General features: G+C 73.0%; 12 protein-coding genes. 4 read left to right on the top strand and 8 right to left on the bottom strand.

Annotation, left to right across the window (positions count from 1 at the left end; translation table 11 throughout):
* Positions 1-34: 34 nt before the first annotated feature.
* The 3 genes from ACZ7IF_RS34540 to ACZ7IF_RS34530 all read left to right on the top strand — a co-directional run bounded on the left by ACZ7IF_RS34540 (position 35) and on the right by ACZ7IF_RS34530 (position 3,680).
* Complete coding sequence (locus tag ACZ7IF_RS34540; RefSeq protein ID WP_470979935.1) at positions 35-1,261, top strand: citrate synthase; 1,227 nt, start codon at positions 35-37, stop codon at positions 1,259-1,261.
* Between the two features lie 107 nt (positions 1,262-1,368).
* The gene (locus tag ACZ7IF_RS34535) at positions 1,369-2,985 is read left to right on the top strand and encodes an ATP-binding protein (RefSeq protein ID WP_470979932.1); all 1,617 of its coding nucleotides are present in this window, start codon (positions 1,369-1,371) and stop codon (positions 2,983-2,985) included.
* Complete coding sequence (locus ACZ7IF_RS34530; RefSeq protein ID WP_470979929.1) at positions 2,982-3,680, top strand: DUF7342 family protein; 699 nt, start codon at positions 2,982-2,984, stop codon at positions 3,678-3,680. The genes ACZ7IF_RS34535 and ACZ7IF_RS34530 overlap by 4 nt, the downstream gene beginning before the upstream one ends.
* Before the next feature lie 52 nt (positions 3,681-3,732).
* Here the strand turns inward: ACZ7IF_RS34530 and ACZ7IF_RS34525 are convergent, their stop codons facing one another.
* From ACZ7IF_RS34525 to ACZ7IF_RS34515, 3 genes are all read right to left on the bottom strand, one after another.
* Complete coding sequence (locus ACZ7IF_RS34525) at positions 3,733-5,325, bottom strand: solute symporter family protein (RefSeq protein WP_470979926.1); 1,593 nt, start codon at positions 5,323-5,325, stop codon at positions 3,733-3,735.
* Positions 5,322-5,864: a DUF485 domain-containing protein gene (locus ACZ7IF_RS34520; RefSeq protein WP_470979923.1), complete on the bottom strand. Its 543-nt coding sequence runs from the start codon at positions 5,862-5,864 to the stop codon at positions 5,322-5,324. The genes ACZ7IF_RS34525 and ACZ7IF_RS34520 overlap by 4 nt, the downstream gene beginning before the upstream one ends.
* A 185-nt stretch (positions 5,865-6,049) precedes the next feature.
* Positions 6,050-8,170 carry a DNA gyrase/topoisomerase IV subunit B gene (locus ACZ7IF_RS34515; RefSeq protein ID WP_470979920.1) on the bottom strand — a complete coding sequence of 707 codons (2,121 nt, stop codon included), beginning with the start codon at positions 8,168-8,170 and terminating at the stop codon, positions 6,050-6,052.
* Between the two features lie 447 nt (positions 8,171-8,617).
* On the opposite strand from ACZ7IF_RS34515, the gene ACZ7IF_RS34510 reads away from it, so the two are divergent.
* A complete protein-coding gene (locus ACZ7IF_RS34510; RefSeq protein WP_007267009.1) occupies positions 8,618-8,851 on the top strand; it encodes a DUF7455 domain-containing protein in 234 nt (77 codons plus the stop codon).
* Between the two features lie 218 nt (positions 8,852-9,069).
* Here the strand turns inward: ACZ7IF_RS34510 and ACZ7IF_RS34505 are convergent, their stop codons facing one another.
* The 5 genes from ACZ7IF_RS34505 to ACZ7IF_RS34485 form a co-directional block, all read right to left on the bottom strand.
* On the bottom strand, positions 9,070-9,924 hold the full coding sequence (locus tag ACZ7IF_RS34505) for a serine protease (RefSeq protein WP_470979917.1): 855 nt from the start codon (positions 9,922-9,924) through the stop codon (positions 9,070-9,072).
* Positions 9,925-10,125: 201 nt separating this feature from the next.
* Positions 10,126-11,697: an RNA polymerase sigma factor gene (locus ACZ7IF_RS34500; RefSeq protein ID WP_470979914.1), complete on the bottom strand. Its 1,572-nt coding sequence runs from the start codon at positions 11,695-11,697 to the stop codon at positions 10,126-10,128.
* Between the two features lie 396 nt (positions 11,698-12,093).
* Positions 12,094-12,981 (bottom strand): FadR/GntR family transcriptional regulator, encoded by an 888-nt coding sequence (locus ACZ7IF_RS34495; RefSeq protein ID WP_470979911.1) that lies wholly within the window; start codon positions 12,979-12,981, stop codon positions 12,094-12,096.
* 201 nt (positions 12,982-13,182) lie between these two features.
* On the bottom strand, positions 13,183-15,204 hold the full coding sequence (locus ACZ7IF_RS34490) for an ATP-binding cassette domain-containing protein (protein ID WP_470979908.1): 2,022 nt from the start codon (positions 15,202-15,204) through the stop codon (positions 13,183-13,185).
* Positions 15,205-15,365: 161 nt separating this feature from the next.
* A complete protein-coding gene (locus ACZ7IF_RS34485) occupies positions 15,366-16,112 on the bottom strand; it encodes an NUDIX hydrolase (protein WP_405978244.1) in 747 nt (248 codons plus the stop codon).
* Positions 16,113-16,190 lie beyond the last annotated feature (78 nt).

The raw sequence follows: 16,190 nt of genomic DNA, 5'->3' as shown, positions 1-16,190 counted from the left end.
TATTGATGGAATCAACATATGTAGGCTGTGTGTCATGAGCGAAGACGAGAGGCGGCTCACCACCCGGGAGGCCGCGCAGCTCCTCGGAGTGAAGCCCGCGACGGTGTACGCGTACGTGAGCCGGGGCCAGCTCGGCAGCCGCCGCGACGCGGTCGGGCGGGGCAGCACCTTCGACGCGCGGGAGGTGGAGGCCCTGGCCAGGCGCAGCCGGCGGGAGGCCGCGGCGCCCGCCGGGGAGCTCTCCGTGCGCACCTCGCTCACCCTCATCGAGGCCGACCGGTACTTCTTCCGCGGCGTCGACGCCGTCGAGCTGGCCTCGCGCCACCCCTACGAGGAGGTCGCCGAGTGGCTCTGGACGGGCAGCCTGCCGCACGGGGCCCGGTTCACCGCTCCCCCGGAGGCGCTCGCCGCCGCCCGGCGGGCGGTGGCCGCGCTGCCCGAGCACAGCGGGCCCCTCGACCGGCTGCGGGTCGCGGTCGCCGCCGCGGCGGTGGTGGACCCGCTGCGCTTCGACCTGTCCGAGGAGGCGGTACTCGGCTCCGCGCGCTGCCTGATCCCGACGCTGGTCGGGGCCCTGCCCGAGGCGGACCCGGCCCGGGCCCCCGAAGGCGACGGGCCGCTCGCCCGGGCACTGTGGTCCCGGCTGACCTGGTGCGAGCCGGACCCGGTGGCCGTCGGCGCCCTGGACCTGGCGCTGGGCCTGCTGGTCGACCACGACCTCGCCGCCTCCACCCTCGCGGTACGGGTGGCCGCCTCGGCGCGGGCCCATCCGTACGCGGTGGTCTCGGCCGGGCTCGGCGCGCTGGAGGGCCCCCTGCACGGGGCGGCCGGGCGGCTCGCGCACCGGATGCTGGCGGAGGTCCTGGAGCGGGGCGGCGCCGCGCCCGTGGTGGCGGAGCACCTGCGCGCGGGGCGCCGGGTGCCCGGGCTCGGCCACCGGCTGTACCGGGGCGAGGACCCGAGGGCGCGGGCGCTGTTCGGGCACCTGGAGGGGCTCCCGCAGGCCGCCCCGGCGCTCGGTGCGGCACGGGACGTGGCGGCGGTGATGGCCCGGCACGGGCTGCACGCCAACGTGGACCTGGCGCTGGCGGTGCTGACGGTGTCCTGCGGGATGACCGCCGAGGCCGGTGAGACGGTCTTCGCGGTCGCCCGGACGGCGGGCTGGATCGCGCACGCGCTGGAGGAGTACCAGGAGCGCCCCCTGCGCATGCGCCCGAGCGGCCACTACACGGGCCCCCGCCCGCCCCGCCCGCTGCCCTGACCGGAACCCGCGCCCGGGACGGCCGCCCGTCGACGTCCCCCTGCGGGTGGGGCTTCTCATAGACGGGGGAATTCCGCTTCCTCCCCCGCCGACCTACGGTGCTAGTCATGCGGTTCCTCCCCACGGGCGCTCGGCGCCTCGGGCTGCCCAGACGGGCCGTCTCGCAGATCCTGCTGACCCAGCTGGCCATCGCGGCCGGCGTCGCCGTCCTGGCGACCGGGCTCTTCCTGGCCCCCCTGAGCGGCCAGCTGGACGACCAGGCGATGCGGCGGGCCCTGGCCATCGCCCAGAGCACGGCCGCCGACCCGTCCCTGGCCGCCGACCTCCTGCGGTCGGAGCCGACGGCGGACAGCCCCGTGCAGTCCGCGGCCGAGCGGATCCGCAGGGCGACCGGCGCCGAGTACGTGGTGGTCCTCGACCTCCACGGAATCCGCCGCTCCCACCCCAGCGCCGACCGGATCGGACGGCCGGTCTCCACCGATCCGAGCGACGCGCTCGCCGGCCACGAGGTGATGGAGATCGACGAGGGCACCCTGGGCCGATCCGCCCGGGGCAAGGTCCCCCTGGTCGCCGCCGACGGGGAGGTCGTCGGCGCCGTCTCGGTCGGCATCGCCTACGACAGCGTCCGCGACCGGCTGCTCGGCGCCATCCCCGGACTGCTCGCCCACGCGGGCGGCGCCCTGGCGGCCGGCGCGCTGGCCGCCTACCTCCTCTCCCGCCGGATCCATCGGCAGACCCGCGACCTGGCCTTCTCCGACATCGCGGGCCTCCTCGCGGAGCGCGAGGCCATGCTGCACTCCATCCGGGAAGGCGTGATCGCCCTCGATCCGGACGACCGGGTGCGGCTCGTCAACGACGAGGCCGCCCGGCTGCTGGGCCTCCCCCCGGACAGCGCGGGCACCCTCGCCGGCCGGCCGCTGGACGAGGTCCTCGGCACGGGCCGCACCAGCGACGTCCTCACCGGGCGGGTCACCGGCCGGGACCTCCTCACCGTCCAGGGCCCGCGGGTCCTGGTCGCCAACCGGATGCCGACCGCCGACGGCGGAGCCGTCGCCACCCTGCGCGACCGCACCGAGGTGGAACGCCTGGGCCGTGAACTGGACTCCACCAAAGGCCTGATCGACGCCCTGCGCGCCCAGGACCACGAGCACGCGAACCGCCTCCACACCCTCCTCGGCCTGCTCGAACTGGGCCTGCACGAGGAAGCCGTCGACTTCGTCAACGAGGTCGTCGGAGTCCACCGCACCACGGCCGAGCAGGTCACCGAGAAGGTCCACGACCCCCTGCTCGCGGCCCTGCTCGTGGGCAAGGCCACCGTCGCCGCCGAGCGCGGCGTCGCGCTGCGCCTCGCCCCGGCCGCACTCCTCCCCGACCGCCTGGTGGACCCGGGCGGCCTCGTCACGATTCTCGGCAACCTCGTGGACAACGCCCTGGACGCGGCCGCCGGCTCGGCCGCGCCCCTGGTCGAGGTCGACATCCGCGCGCAGGGGCGCACCGCCGTGCTGCGGGTGCGCGACAGCGGCCCCGGGGTCCCCGCCGGCCGGCACGAGGAGATCTTCACCGAGGGCTGGTCGACCAAGCAGCCCGAGGCCCACCGCGAGCGCGGGCTGGGCCTGGCCCTCGTACGCCGCCTCGCGGAGCGGCAGGGCGGCAGCGCACGGGCCGGGGCGGCAGAGGACGGAGGGGCGGAGTTCTCCGTCGTGCTCCCGGAGGCCCTGCGATGAACGAGGCCCCGATCCACGTATTGGTCGTCGACGACGACATGCGTGTTGCCAGGATCAACGCGGCGTACGTGGCGAAGGTTCCCGGTTTCCGGGTCTGCGGCGAGGTCCATTCGGCCGCCGAGGCCCTGGACTTCCTCACCGCCCGCCCTGTGGACCTGGTCCTCCTCGACCACTACCTCCCGGACGAGAACGGCCTCGACCTGGTACGCCGCCTGCGCCAGCTCGGCCACCACACAGACGTGATCATGGTCACGGCCGCCCGGGACCTCGCCACCGTCCAGGCGGCCATGCGGCTCGGCGCCCTCCAGTACCTGGTCAAGCCGTTCACCTTCGCCGGGCTGCGCACCAAACTGGAGGCCTACGCCTCCCTGCGCCGCTCCCTCTCCGGCGGCGGCGAGGCCGAACAGGCCGAGGTCGACCGGATCTTCGGCGCCCTCGCCGCGGCCGGCACCCCGAACGAGCTGCCCAAGGGACACTCCCCCACCACCGCGGAGCTGGTACGCCAGGTACTGCGCGCCGCCGAAGGCCCCCTGTCCACCCAGCAGATCGCCGACCGCGCCGGCATCAGCCGGCAGACCGCCCAGCGCTACCTGAAACTCCTGGACCGGGCCGGCCGCGTCACACTGGCCCTGCGCTACGGCGAGACCGGCCGCCCCGAACACCGCTACGCCTGGCGCCCCTCGGACGGCGGTTAGGGCGTGTCTTTCGGAGCAGGCCGGGCCCGATCCGAAGGACACGCCCCGGGCCTCACACCGCGCCGGCCCCCGTCAGGGAGCGGACCTCCGTCTCGGCGTGCTTGCGCTCGTCCGCCTCCTCCGCGGAGGTGACGGTGCCCAGCCAGCCCGCCAGGAAGCCGAGCGGGATCGAGACGATGCCTGGGTTCTGCAGCGGGAAGTACTGGAAGTCCACGCCCGGGAAGAGGGATTCGGGGCTCCCGGAGACGACGGGCGAGAGGACCACCAGCAGCACCGCCGGAACCAGCCCCCCGTACACCGACCAGACCGCCCCCCGTGTGGTGAAGCCCCGCCAGAACAGCGAGTACAGCAGCACCGGCAGGTTCGCCGAGGCCGCCACGGCGAAGGCCAGCCCCACCAGGAAGGCCACGTTCAGGTCCTGCGCGATCAGCCCCAGGGCAATGGCCACCGCCCCGATCCCGACGGCCGCGATCCGTGCCACGGCCACCTCGCTGCGCTGCCGGGCGTGGCGGCGCTTGAGGGAGGCGTACAGATCGTGCGCGACGGAGGCCGACGAGGCCAGGGTGATCCCGGCGACCACCGCGAGGATGGTCGCGAAGGCGATGGCGGCCACGATCGCGAACAGCACCGCGCCCCCGGTGGAGTCGGCGCCCCCGCCCAGGAAGGCCGCCAGCAGCGGTACGGCCGTGTTCCCGGAGGCGTTCGAGGCCCGTACCTCGTCGGGCCCGACCAGCGCGGCCGCCCCGAAGCCGAGCACGACGGTCATCAGGTAGAAGCCCCCGATCAGCGCGATCGCCCACACCACCGACCGGCGGGCGGCCCGCGCGGTCGGCACGGTGTAGAAGCGCGACAGGATGTGCGGCAGGCCCGCGGTGCCCAGGACCAGCGCGAGGCCGAGGCTCATGAAGTCGACCCGGGCGGTCCAGTCCCCGCCGTACTTGAGGCCCGGGCTCAGGAAGCGGGCCCCGTGCCCGCTGCGCTCGGCGGCGCCCGAGAGCAGCTGGTCGAGGTTCCCGTGGAAGCGGAGCAGGACGAGCACGGTCAGGGCGACGGCCCCGCCCATCAGCAGGACCGCCTTGACGATCTGGATCCAGGTGGTGGCCCGCATCCCGCCGAAGGTCACGTAGACCACCATCAGCGCCCCGACCCCGATCACGGTCAGGGTCCGGGCGGCGGGGCCCGAGTCCGAGAGCAGCAGGCCCACCAGGCTGCCCGCCCCGACCATCTGCGCGACCAGGTAGAGCACGGAGACGACCACCGAGGAGGTGCCGGCGGCGATCCGGACGGGCCGCTCGCTCATCCGGGCGGCCACCACGTCGGCGAGAGTGAACCTCCCGCAGTTGCGCACCAGTTCGGCGACCAGGAAGAGGACCACCAGCCAGGCGACGAGGAAGCCGACGGAGTAGAGCAGGCCGTCGTAGCCGAAGAGGGCGATCAGCCCGGAGATCCCCAGGAAGGAGGCGGCGGACATGTAGTCGCCGGCGATGGCGAAACCGTTCTCCATCGGGGAGAAGAGCCGCCCGCCCGCGTAGAACTCCTCGGCCGAGCCGTGCCGGTTGCGGCTGACCCAGGTCGTGATGCCGAGGGTGACCGCGATGAAGGCGCTGAAGAGGATCAGCGCGAGGGTCTGGTGCTCGGTGGTCACGCCCCCTCCCCCCGGACCGTCCTCGTCCGCGGCCGGCCGTACTCCTGCTCGTGGGCGGCCGCCCGGCCCTGTGCGCGCTCCTGCACGCGCTCCTGCTCGAAGACCGTCCAGCGCAGGTCGAGCGCGGCCCGGTCACGACGCAGCCGCGCGTGCCGGGCGTAGGCCCAGGTCAGCAGGAAGGTGCTGAGGAACTGTCCGAGACCGGCCAGCAGGGCCACGTTGACCGCGCCGGCCACGGGCCGGGCCATGAGCCCCGGTGCCGCGGTGGCGGCGACCACGTAGGCGACGTACCAGAGGAAGAAGCCGGCGGTCGCGGGGACGACGAACCTCCGGTAGCGGCCGCGGACCTCCTGGAAGGCGGCGCTGCGCTGCACTTCGAGGTAGATCTCGGACGCGCCGGGCGCCGCCCGGCCCCCGGGGACCGGGGCGGCCTGGGCCGGGACCGTGTCCGCGCCCTCGCCCCAGCCCACGGCCAGCGCGTCGTACCAGGGGTCGTCCAGCCGGATCGTTCCGGCATCACGACCTTCGTGCTTGTCCACCGAACTCTCCTTGTCCGCCGCCGCATTGGCCGCGTGCCCACAAGGATGTGCCGGATGGTCGGTTTCCGGACTGATGTACCGGTGCTCTTCACCCCTTCAGGTGACGGAACGAGCGGCACCGGTGTGCCGGAACGCCGTTTCCGCATCCGCGGTACCGGCCGTGGCCGGCCGGTACCGCGGAGGGGTCAGGCGTCGATGCGCGAGCGGTCGAGGGTCGCCGCGGAGCCGGTGATGAACTCCTTGCGCGGGGCCACCTCATTGCCCATGAGCAGGTCGAATACCTGCTCGGCCGAGTCCAGGTCGCCGATGTTGATCCGCCGCAGGGTGCGGTGGCGGGGGTCCATCGTGGTCTCCGCCAGCTGGTCCGCGTCCATCTCGCCGAGACCCTTGTAGCGCTGGATGGCGTCCTTGTACCTGATGTTCTTGCGCTGGTACTCCAGCAAGGTCTGGCGCAGCTCGTTGTCCGAATACGTGTAGACGTACTTGTCCTGGCCCTTCTTGGGCTGGACCAGCTCGATCCGGTGCAGCGGCGGCACGGCCGCGAAGACCCGGCCCGCCTCGACCATCGGACGCATGTACCGCTGGAAGAGCGTGAGCAGCAGGCAGCGGATGTGCGCGCCGTCGACGTCGGCGTCGACGAGGAGGACGATCTTCCCGTAGCGGGCGGCGTCGATGTCGAAGGTACGGCCGGAGCCGGCTCCTATGACCTGGATGATCGCGCCGCACTCGGCGTTCTTGAGCATGTCCGAGACCGAGGACTTCTGGACGTTGAGGATCTTGCCCCGGATCGGCAGCAGTGCCTGGAACTCGGAGTTCCGCGCAAGCTTGGCCGTACCGAGGGCCGAGTCTCCCTCGACGATGAAGAGCTCGCTGCGGTCCACGTCGTCGCTGCGGCAGTCGGCCAGCTTGGCCGGCAGCGAGGAGGACTCCAGCGCGGTCTTGCGGCGCTGCGCCTCCTTGTGCTGGCGGGCCGCGATCCGGGTCCGGGCGGCCGCGACGATCTTCTCCATCACGGCGCGGGCCTGCTGCTTGTCGTCGCGCTTGGTGGAGGTCAGGAATGCCTTGAGCTCCTTGGCGACGACGGCGGCCACGATCCTGGTGGCCGCGGAGGTGCCGAGCACCTCCTTGGTCTGGCCCTCGAACTGCGGCTCGGCGAGGCGGACGGTCACGACCGCCGTCATGCCCTCCATGGCGTCGTCCTTGACCACGTCGTCCTCGGCGACGCGCAGGAGCTTCGCGGAGCGCAGCACCTCGTTCACGGTCTTGGTGACCGAGCGTTCGAATCCGGAGACGTGGGTGCCGCCCTTGGGGGTGGCGATGATGTTCACGAAGGACTTGACGCCGGTCTCGTACCCCGTGCCCCAGCGCAGGGCGATGTCCACGCCGAGCTCACGGGTGACCTCGGTGGGGGTCATGTGGCCGCGGTCGTCGAGGACCGGGACGGTCTCCTTGAAGGTACCGGTACCGGTCAGGCGCAGTACGTCGCAGACGGCCTTGTCCTGGGCGAGGTACTCGCAGAACTCGCTGATCCCCCCGTCGAAGCGGAAGGTCTCCTCGGTCTTGCCGGCGCCGTCGATGCCCCGCTCGTCGCGGACGACGATGGTCAGGCCGGGGACGAGGAAGGCGGTCTGGCGGGCGCGCTGGTAGAGGGTCTCCAGGGAGAGCCGGGCGTCCTTGAGGAAGATCTGCCGGTCGGCCCAGTAGCGGACCCGGGTGCCGGTCTTGCCCTTGGCGATCCGCTTGGCCTTGCGCAGGCCGTTCGCCGGGTCGAAGGGGCTCTCGGGGCCCTGCTCGGCGAAGAGGCCGGGGACGCCGCGGCGGAAGCTGATGGCGTGCGTGGAGCTGTTCCGGTCGACCTCGACGTCCAGGCGGGCGGAGAGGGCGTTGACCACGGAGGCGCCGACGCCGTGCAGGCCGCCGGAGGCCGCGTAGGAGCCCCCGCCGAACTTGCCGCCGGCGTGCAGCTTGGTCATGACGACCTCGACGCCGGACAGGCCGGTCTTGGGCTCGACGTCGACGGGGATGCCGCGGCCGTTGTCGCGGACCTCGACCGAGGCGTCGTCGTGCAGGATCACCTCGATGTGGTCGCAGTAGCCGCCCAGGGCCTCGTCGACGGAATTGTCGATGATCTCCCAGAGGCAGTGCATCAGGCCTCGGCTGTCGGTGGAGCCGATATACATGCCGGGGCGCTTGCGGACGGCCTCGAGGCCTTCGAGGACGAGCAGGTGCCGCGCGGTGTAGTTGGAACCGTCCCGGTCTGCTCCGGACAGCAGCGCGCTGGAAGGCACGGACGTGTCGGCGGTCACGCAGTTCGCTCCTCGCTGAATTTCTTTTCTGGCCCGGTGGGGCGCAGGGGTGGCTGGGTCGCCGGTCGAAGGGTACCGAGGCCTGGTAGAGCCGATGCAACGCCACCCTCGTGGGTTCCACAGCCTAGTGCAGATCCGCACGGATGTTCGATCCCCCGCAGGGGTGAAGCAAACATCACGTTCCCTTCGACGCATGAACCATTTAGGGTTCGGGCACGTCCTCATGAACAACCGGCACTCACGCCGGGGAGGACGAGAACTGCTACAAGCGAACGACTGACAACGCGAAACCGTAAAGCAACGCAATACGGCTCCTTCGCCGCCAACCGGCAGCAGCCGGCCAGCTTCGGAAGGAAGTTTCGAGGAAAAGCCGCGAGCGGGAACGTTTTCGGCCTGGTTGGATGTTGACCCTGGTACGACAGCTCGTCGAGCTAGAGAAGAGGCGACGTGACTACTGTTCTGACACCCGCGACCCCGCTGACGGCCGCTGACCGATGCGACCGTTGCGGCGCCCAGGCATATCTGCGCGTCGTCCTCCTGAGCGGTGGTGAACTGCTCTTCTGCGCCCACCACGGGCGTAAGTTCGAGCCGGAACTCAAGAAGATCGCCGCGGAAATACAGGATGAGACCGAGCGGCTTACGTCCGCTCCGGCCGCCAGTGCGGCCGACGAGGACCGCTGACACAAGGCCTGAACCTCGCATCCGACGAGCCAGGACCGGCCAGGCCGGTCGACGGGCGGTATCCCTGAGACCCAGGGGTACCGCCCGTCCTCATGTCCGCAGGTGCCCGGGGACACCCGGGCCCTCCGCGCTCCGGGCCCCGCCCTGTGGCGGCCCCCGTACCCCTTCCCGGGGCCTGCGGGGCGCCTGGAGCCCCTCCGGGCGCCCCGCGTGGTGTCCTAGACCCCGCTCGGCCGTGCGCGCCTCTCGGGGCCGCTCACGAAGCCGACCAGCGGTGCGATCCGGGTGTACACCCCCGGGCTGTCGGCGCGTCCGCAGCCGCGCCCCCAGGACACCAGCCCGATGAGCCGCCCCTGCGCCACCAGCGGTCCGCCGCTGTCCCCCTGGCAGGCGTCCTTCCCTCCCGAGCTGTCGCCCGCGCACACCATGGATTCCTGCCGGTACTGCCCGTCCGAGTCCCCCGGGTACGCCCGGTGGCAGACCTCGTCGGCCAGTACGGTGACCCGCGCCGCCCGCAGCCCGTACGCGTAGTCGCCGAAGCCGCTGGTGTCGCCCCACCCGTACACGGCCGCCTCGGTGCCCGCCCCGTAGGCGGGGTGGCCGGCCCCGGCCATGGGGAGCACGTGGTCCGCCGGCACCGCTTCGGCCAGCTCCAGCACGGCGAGGTCCCCGGCGTTGGTCCCGGGATCGTAGGCGGGGTTGACCCGGGCCCCGGCCACCGCGATCTCGCGGCCCTCGGGCGCGCGGAGCTCCGTACGCCCGGTGATCACGCGGAAGTCGGCGACGGATTCGACCGGCCCGCCCAGTACCTGGCGGCCGAGGCAGTGGGCCGCCGTCACCACGGTGGTCGGCGCGACGATGACACCGCCGCAGAACTGCCCGTCACGGATACCCCCGAACCGGTCACGGCTGGCGAGGGCCACCACCCAGGGGCTGTCGGCGACCCGTACCGGGCTCCCGCCTATGACGACGCTGTCCGCGGCCACCCTGGGCGCCTGGGCCAGCGGCGCCGCGGCCGCTCCCGCCACCAGGGTCAGAGCGCCCGCCAGGGCACGGGCGAAGGGACGACGCATGAGGCCTCCTGACTCTGAGTGTGCTCGAATACACCCAGAGTGGGATGGCCGGGGGACATGCGCACCTGCGGCCCCGGGCCCGGCCCGAGGGCCCGCCGGAGCGGTCGAAGAGCCGTCGAGGACGGTTCGGCGTACGCTCGACGCCCGGTCGGGGGCCGGTAAGGCCGGGAGGGCACCCGGCCGGACCGGCCGCGGACCGGCTCAGTCCAGGTAGTCGCGCAGGACCTGCGAGCGCGACGGGTGGCGCAGCTTCGACATGGTCTTGGACTCGATCTGGCGGATGCGCTCACGGGTGACCCCGTAGACCTTGCCGATCTCGTCGAGGGTCTTGGGCTGCCCGTCGGTCAGTCCGAAGCGCATCGAGACCACGCCCGCCTCTCGCTCGCTCAGCGTGTCGAGCACCGAGTGGAGCTGCTCCTGCAAGAGCGTGAAGCTCACGGCGTCGGCCGGGACGACCGCCTCGGAGTCCTCGATGAGGTCACCGAACTCGCTGTCGCCGTCCTCGCCGAGCGGGGTGTGCAGGGAGATCGGCTCGCGGCCGTACTTCTGGACCTCGATGACCTTCTCGGGGGTCATGTCGAGTTCCTTGGCCAGTTCCTCCGGGGTGGGCTCGCGGCCCAGGTCCTGGAGCATCTGGCGCTGCACACGGGCGAGCTTGTTGATCACTTCGACCATGTGCACCGGGATGCGGATGGTGCGGGCCTGGTCGGCCATGGCCCGGGTGATCGCCTGCCGGATCCACCAGGTCGCGTACGTGGAGAACTTGTAGCCCTTGGTGTAGTCGAACTTCTCGACCGCGCGGATCAGACCCAGGTTGCCCTCCTGGATCAGGTCCAGGAACAGCATGCCGCGGCCGGTGTAGCGCTTGGCCAGCGAGACGACGAGGCGGAGGTTGGCCTCCAGGAGGTGGTTCTTGGCGCGGCGGCCGTCCTCGGCGATGATCTCCAGCTCGCGCTTGAGCTTGGGGGCCAGCTTGTCGGAGTTCGCCAGCTTGTCCTCGGCGAACAGGCCCGCCTCGATGCGCTTGGCGAGCTCGACCTCCTGCTCGGCGTTGAGGAGGGGGACCTTGCCGATCTGCTTGAGGTAGTCCTTGACGGGGTCGGCGGTGGCGCCGGCCACGACGACCTGCTGGGCGGGGGCGTCGTCCTCGTCGTCGGAGATGACGAAGCCCTTGTTCTCGCCGCCCTCGTCCTCCTCCTCGGCCTCCGCCTTCGCGGCGTCGGGGCCCTCGTCGGGAGTCTCCTCGTCGCCCTCGTCGGCGTCCTTCTTGGCGGCGGTCTTCTTCGCCGCCGTCTTCTTCGCGGCGGTCTTCTTGGCGGGTGCGGCCTTCTTGGCCGCCGTCTTCTTCGCCGCCGTCTTCTTCGCGGCGGGCTCGGCTGCGGGCTCCCCGGCGAGCACGTCGGCGGTGTCGGGGTCCGCCGCACCCGCCTCCGCGATGGTGTCGGCCACTGCCGGGGCGGCCGCCGTCTTGGCCGCGACGGTCTTCGTCGCCGTCCGCTTCGCGGGAGTCTTCGCTGCGACGCTCTTGCGTGGGGTGCGCTTGGGCGACTCCGCGGCACTGACCATCAGCGTCACACCCTCTTCCTCGAGGATCTGGTTGAGGCTGCGCAGAACATTCTTCCACTGGGTCGCAGGAATCTGGTCAGCCTCGAAGGCCCGACGCACGTCATCGCCGGCGATCTGCCCCTCGGCCTTGCCCCGCTCGATGAGCGCCATCACAGACTCGGAATCGGCGATCTCCGGCGGGAGCGTACGGGATGTGCTGGCCGACACGAACAACCTCTCGGAACGATGGGAACGGCTTCCGACCCCGGCCTGGTGCTGGACCGGAGCCGACGACCACCGACTGGGGATGGGCCGGGGGCGCGGGCAGGGGCCGGGGAGCTGCACAGCATCCCCAAGGGCTGCTGTCTTCCCTCCGTCGGCCATCACCTCTTAGGTCATCGCGTGACGTCGCGGAGCGTTACGCCCAATCTTCGTGCCCCGAGCGCACCCCTTGGTGGCCTGCGTCACACCGCGTGCGCGGCCGTGCCGGTCCCGCGGTCGTCCGCACTCGCCCGGGGCCCCCGAAGCGGAGCCCCGCGCGCAGACCCCGCACGCCGCTGTCGCCGGGCCCGAAGGGGGCCCGGCGACCGGTGGTGCGCTCCCACGCCCCCGTGCGTCGGAGCGTCAGTGCTCGCGCGGGGCGGGGACCACGCGCTCGACCTCCGGATGCACCGTCAGGAGCTGACGCATGGCGCTCTCGGCACCCGCGCCGTCGCCGGAGGCCAGGGCCTCCACCATCCGCGCGTGGTGTGCCACGCAGGTCTCGCCGGGGCGGTCGCAGGAGGTGATGGGGCTGCCGGAGACCTGGAGGGCGGCGGACACGATGCCCGAGAGGTGCTCCAGCATGCGGTTGCCCGCGACCTGGATCAGGAGCGCGTGGAATTCGTTGTCGGCGCGGGCGAAGGTGATCGCGTCGCCCTGGCCGAGGGCGTGGCCCATGATCTCGACCATGTCGGAGAGGCGCTGCTGGACGTCCGGGCGGCCGTGTCCGGCGGCGAGGCGGGCGGCCAGCGGCTCGATCGTCCAGCGGAGCTCGTTGAGCTCGCGGCGCTGGTCGTCGCGCTGGGGGCCGAAGGCGCGCCACTCGATGATGTCGGGGTCGAGGAGGTTCCAGTCGGCGACCGGCCGGACCCGGGTGCCCACGTTGGGGCGGGCGCTGACGAGGCCCTTGGCCTCCAGGACCCGCAGCGATTCGCGGACGACGGTACGGGAGACCTCGAAGCGCTGTCCGATCTCCTCGGGGACCAGCGGCCGGTCCGCGCCGAGGTCGCCGGAGACGATCATCTGGCCGAGCTGCTGGACGAGTTGGCCGTGCAGTCCGCGGCCGCGGCTGCCTGCCGCCCGGCGTCCGACGCGGCTCAACTCGACGTCGGCGCCGTCCCAGTGGGGTGGTCCGACCCGGTCGGAGCCGGCGGCCTCCGCGTAGGGGTAGCGGTCGAGTTCGCCCGGGCCGGCGAGGCCGGTGTCGGCATGGCGGGCGGCGGTCATCATGGCGTGCGCAAGGGTACTCACGAATCCTTTGTCGGCCGTGCCTCCACGACCCTTGAGGTCTTTGGTGAAAAGCACACGAAAGGGTGATCGGTGCCACCTACGCAATTGACGCCTTATCGTAAGGAACCGGGCCTTTTGCGGGGAGTTGCGGTCCGCTTCGCGTGATTCCGTGCGAAGCGGACTTCTACGGTCGCTCCGCAGTCGCCCCCCGCATCGGAACGATCACCAACGGACTCTGGCGCGCAGTCCTGTGAACCCATAGGCGCACAACAGGACCATCAACGACAACACCAGGGCGGTGCCCACGGGTTGGGCCATCACCCGAAGGGCCCCCAGCACGAAGCGGTCCCCTTCGGGCGGCCAGGGCGCGGAGGCCAGGGCGCGCAGCCGGGAGGCGACTCCGCTCGCGGGGTACGCGGACTGCCCCTCCAGGGCCTTGCGCACCAACGGCACGACCGCCACCGGTACGGCGAGCACGGCGCCCAGGCCCGCGAGGGAGGACCGGAAGACCCCGGAGGCGAGCACCCCGGCCCAGGCGCAGCCGACCAGCAGCCCGGCCCAACTCGCGGCCGGGGCGAGCCACTCGGCCGGGGCGCGCAGCGGGGCGGTCCCGAAGACGAGGCGGAGCGCGGCGGCGTCGGCGGTGACCGCGAGGGCCCCGAGCACGAGGGCGAGGGCGGCGCACACCCCGAGCTTGGCGGTGAGCAGCCCCAGCCGGCGGGGCACGGTGCCCCGGTCGGCTGCGAGGGCGGGGTAGCGGTACTCCTCGCCGAAGGCCAGGGCTCCCAGCAGCCCGGCGCCGAGCGCGGCCGGGGGCAGGGGGAGCGGCTCGGGCCACGCGGCGAGGATCCGGTTCTGCGGGGTGTGGCCGGCGCGGGCGAGCACGAGGGCGGTGGCGGCGGAGACGGCGACGACGAGGGCGGCGGTGAGGAAGGGGGTAGCGGTGCCGAAGGCTCGGCGCAGCTCGTAGCGCAGCGGTCGCAGCGGGCCGCCCACGCGGCGCACGGCCGGGGCGGGGCGCGCGGGTCGGGCGTGCCGGGCCCGCCGCGCGAGGGCCCGCGTGCGCCCGGCGGACTCGGGGGCGGGCACCTGGGCGGGAGCGGGCGGGGCCTCGGCGGCCGGTTCGGCGCGGACCCCGGCACCGGACCCGGCGGCGGGTCCGGAGGCGGGTCCGGGGACGGCGCCCGGGCCGGGGACGGGGACGGCGGCAGGGCCGGCGTCGGCGCGGGGTTCCGTGTGGACGCCCGCGCCGGCACCGGCCGTGACGGCGCCCGGGCCGGTGCGGAGCTGTGCGGCGGCTTCCACCCGGGCCTCCACCCGGACCCCCGAGCCGGTCCGGGTGCGGGCCTGCGGCACGGGCGGGACGGGTGCTCCGGTGTCGCCCGTCTCGTCCGCGAGCTGGTGGACCAGTACGCCGTGGCGGAACGCGGCCTCGCCGACCTCGGCGCAGTTGCTCCCGTACACCGAGAGCCGGCTGCCGCTCTCCTCGACGATCTCCACCACCCGGTGCGCGGCCCGTGCCTCCCGGCCCAGTACGTCGGCCAGCCGGGCGGCGTGCGGGGTGCGCACGGCGACCCTGGGCCGCAGGCGGGTGCGCGCGAAGTCCGCGGCGTCCTGGTCGGCGACGAGCCGCCCCGCGGCGATGGAGACGACCCGGTCGGCGCTGCGGGCGGCTTCCTTCGCGTCGTCGGTGGTGAAGAGCACGGCGCCGCCCAGGGAGGCGTGGCCGCGCAGCAGACCGTGCAGCCAGGCCCGTTCCCGGGGGGCAAGCCCTGCCGTGGGTCCGTCGAGGAGCAGGGTGCACGGGTCGGCGAGCATGGCCGCCGCCAGCCCGACCCGGCGGTCCATCCCGGCCGAGAGTGACCCGAGCCGCTGGTCGCGCAGGCCGCCGATGCCGACGACCTCCATCATGGCGTCGGCCCGGGAGGCGGGGACGCCGACGGCGGCGCAGAGCATCCGGAGCTGGTTGCGGACCGTCCGCGACGGGTGCCCGGGGACGTCGCCGAGGAGGACCCCGACCTCGCGGCCGGGATGCGGGATCCGGTGCAGCGGGCGGCCGCGGAAGTAGGTGACGCCGCGGCCGGGTTCGAGTTCGAGCATGAGCCGCAGTGCGGTGGTCTTGCCCGAACCCGGCTCTCCGAGCAGGGCGGTCACGCACCCCGGGCGGGCCTCGAAGGTGAGGTCGTCCACGAGGGGCGGGAGATCTCGACGGGGTGTGCTGGTGAGTCCGATGGCCTGGAGCATCGCTTCTCTCGCGGGGTGTGAGACCGCTTTGCGGCAGCGTGAGTACCGCATGCAAGATAACGCGATATGTCCGATTTTCTACGCAACCGGCCCGCGCCCGTACCGATATGGCCGCAGGCCGGCCCCCGGACGGCGGAGGGCGCCGCCGGGACTCCGGCGGATCAGACCTCCGGGCGCAGCATCGGCGGGTTGAGCAGGGTCGCCCCGCCGGCCCTGAACAGCTGGGCCGGCCGCCCGCCCTGACGGGTGGTCGTCCCCCCGGCGGGCACCAGGAACCCGGGGGTCCCGGTGACCTTGCGGTGGAAGTTGCGCGGGTCGAGCGCCACGCCCCACACGGCCTCGTACACCCGGCGCAGCTCGCCGACGGTGAACTCGGGCGGGCAGAAGGCGGTGGCCAGCGAGGAGTACTCGATCTTCGAGCGGGCCCGCTCGACGCCGTCGGCGAGGATCGTCGCATGGTCGAAGGCGAGCCCGGCGGAGGCCTGGTCGGGGCCTTCGAGGAGTTCGTCGACGGGGGCCCAGCGGGCGCTGTTGGCATCGCCTCCGGCCCGCGGGGCGGGCAGGTCCGGGGCGAGGACCAGGTGGGCCACGCTGACCACCCGCATCCGGGGGTCGCGCTTGGGGTCCCCGTAGGTGGCGAGCTGTTCGAGGTGCGCTCCGTTGTCCACGCCGGGGGCGGCCGGGTCGTGCGCGCACAGGCCGGTCTCCTCGGAGAGTTCCCTGGCCGCGGCGCCCGCCAGGTCCTCGTCCCCGCGCACGAAGCCGCCGGGCAGCGCCCAGCGGCCCTGGAACGGCTGCTCACCCCGTCGCACGACCAGCGCGCAGAGCGCGTGGCGCCGCACGGTGAGCACGACCAGGTCGACGGTGACGGCGAAGGGCGGGAAGGCCGACGGGTCGTAGGGCGACATGCCGCGATCATAGTCGTCTGCCTGACGATAAACAGTCGTTTCGTGATCCCGAGGACGGTGATCTGGACCCCAGTCAGG

The sequence above is a fragment of the Streptomyces sp. NPDC037421 genome (assembly GCF_055602105.1).
This window is presented reverse-complemented; position numbering and strand designations above follow the sequence as displayed.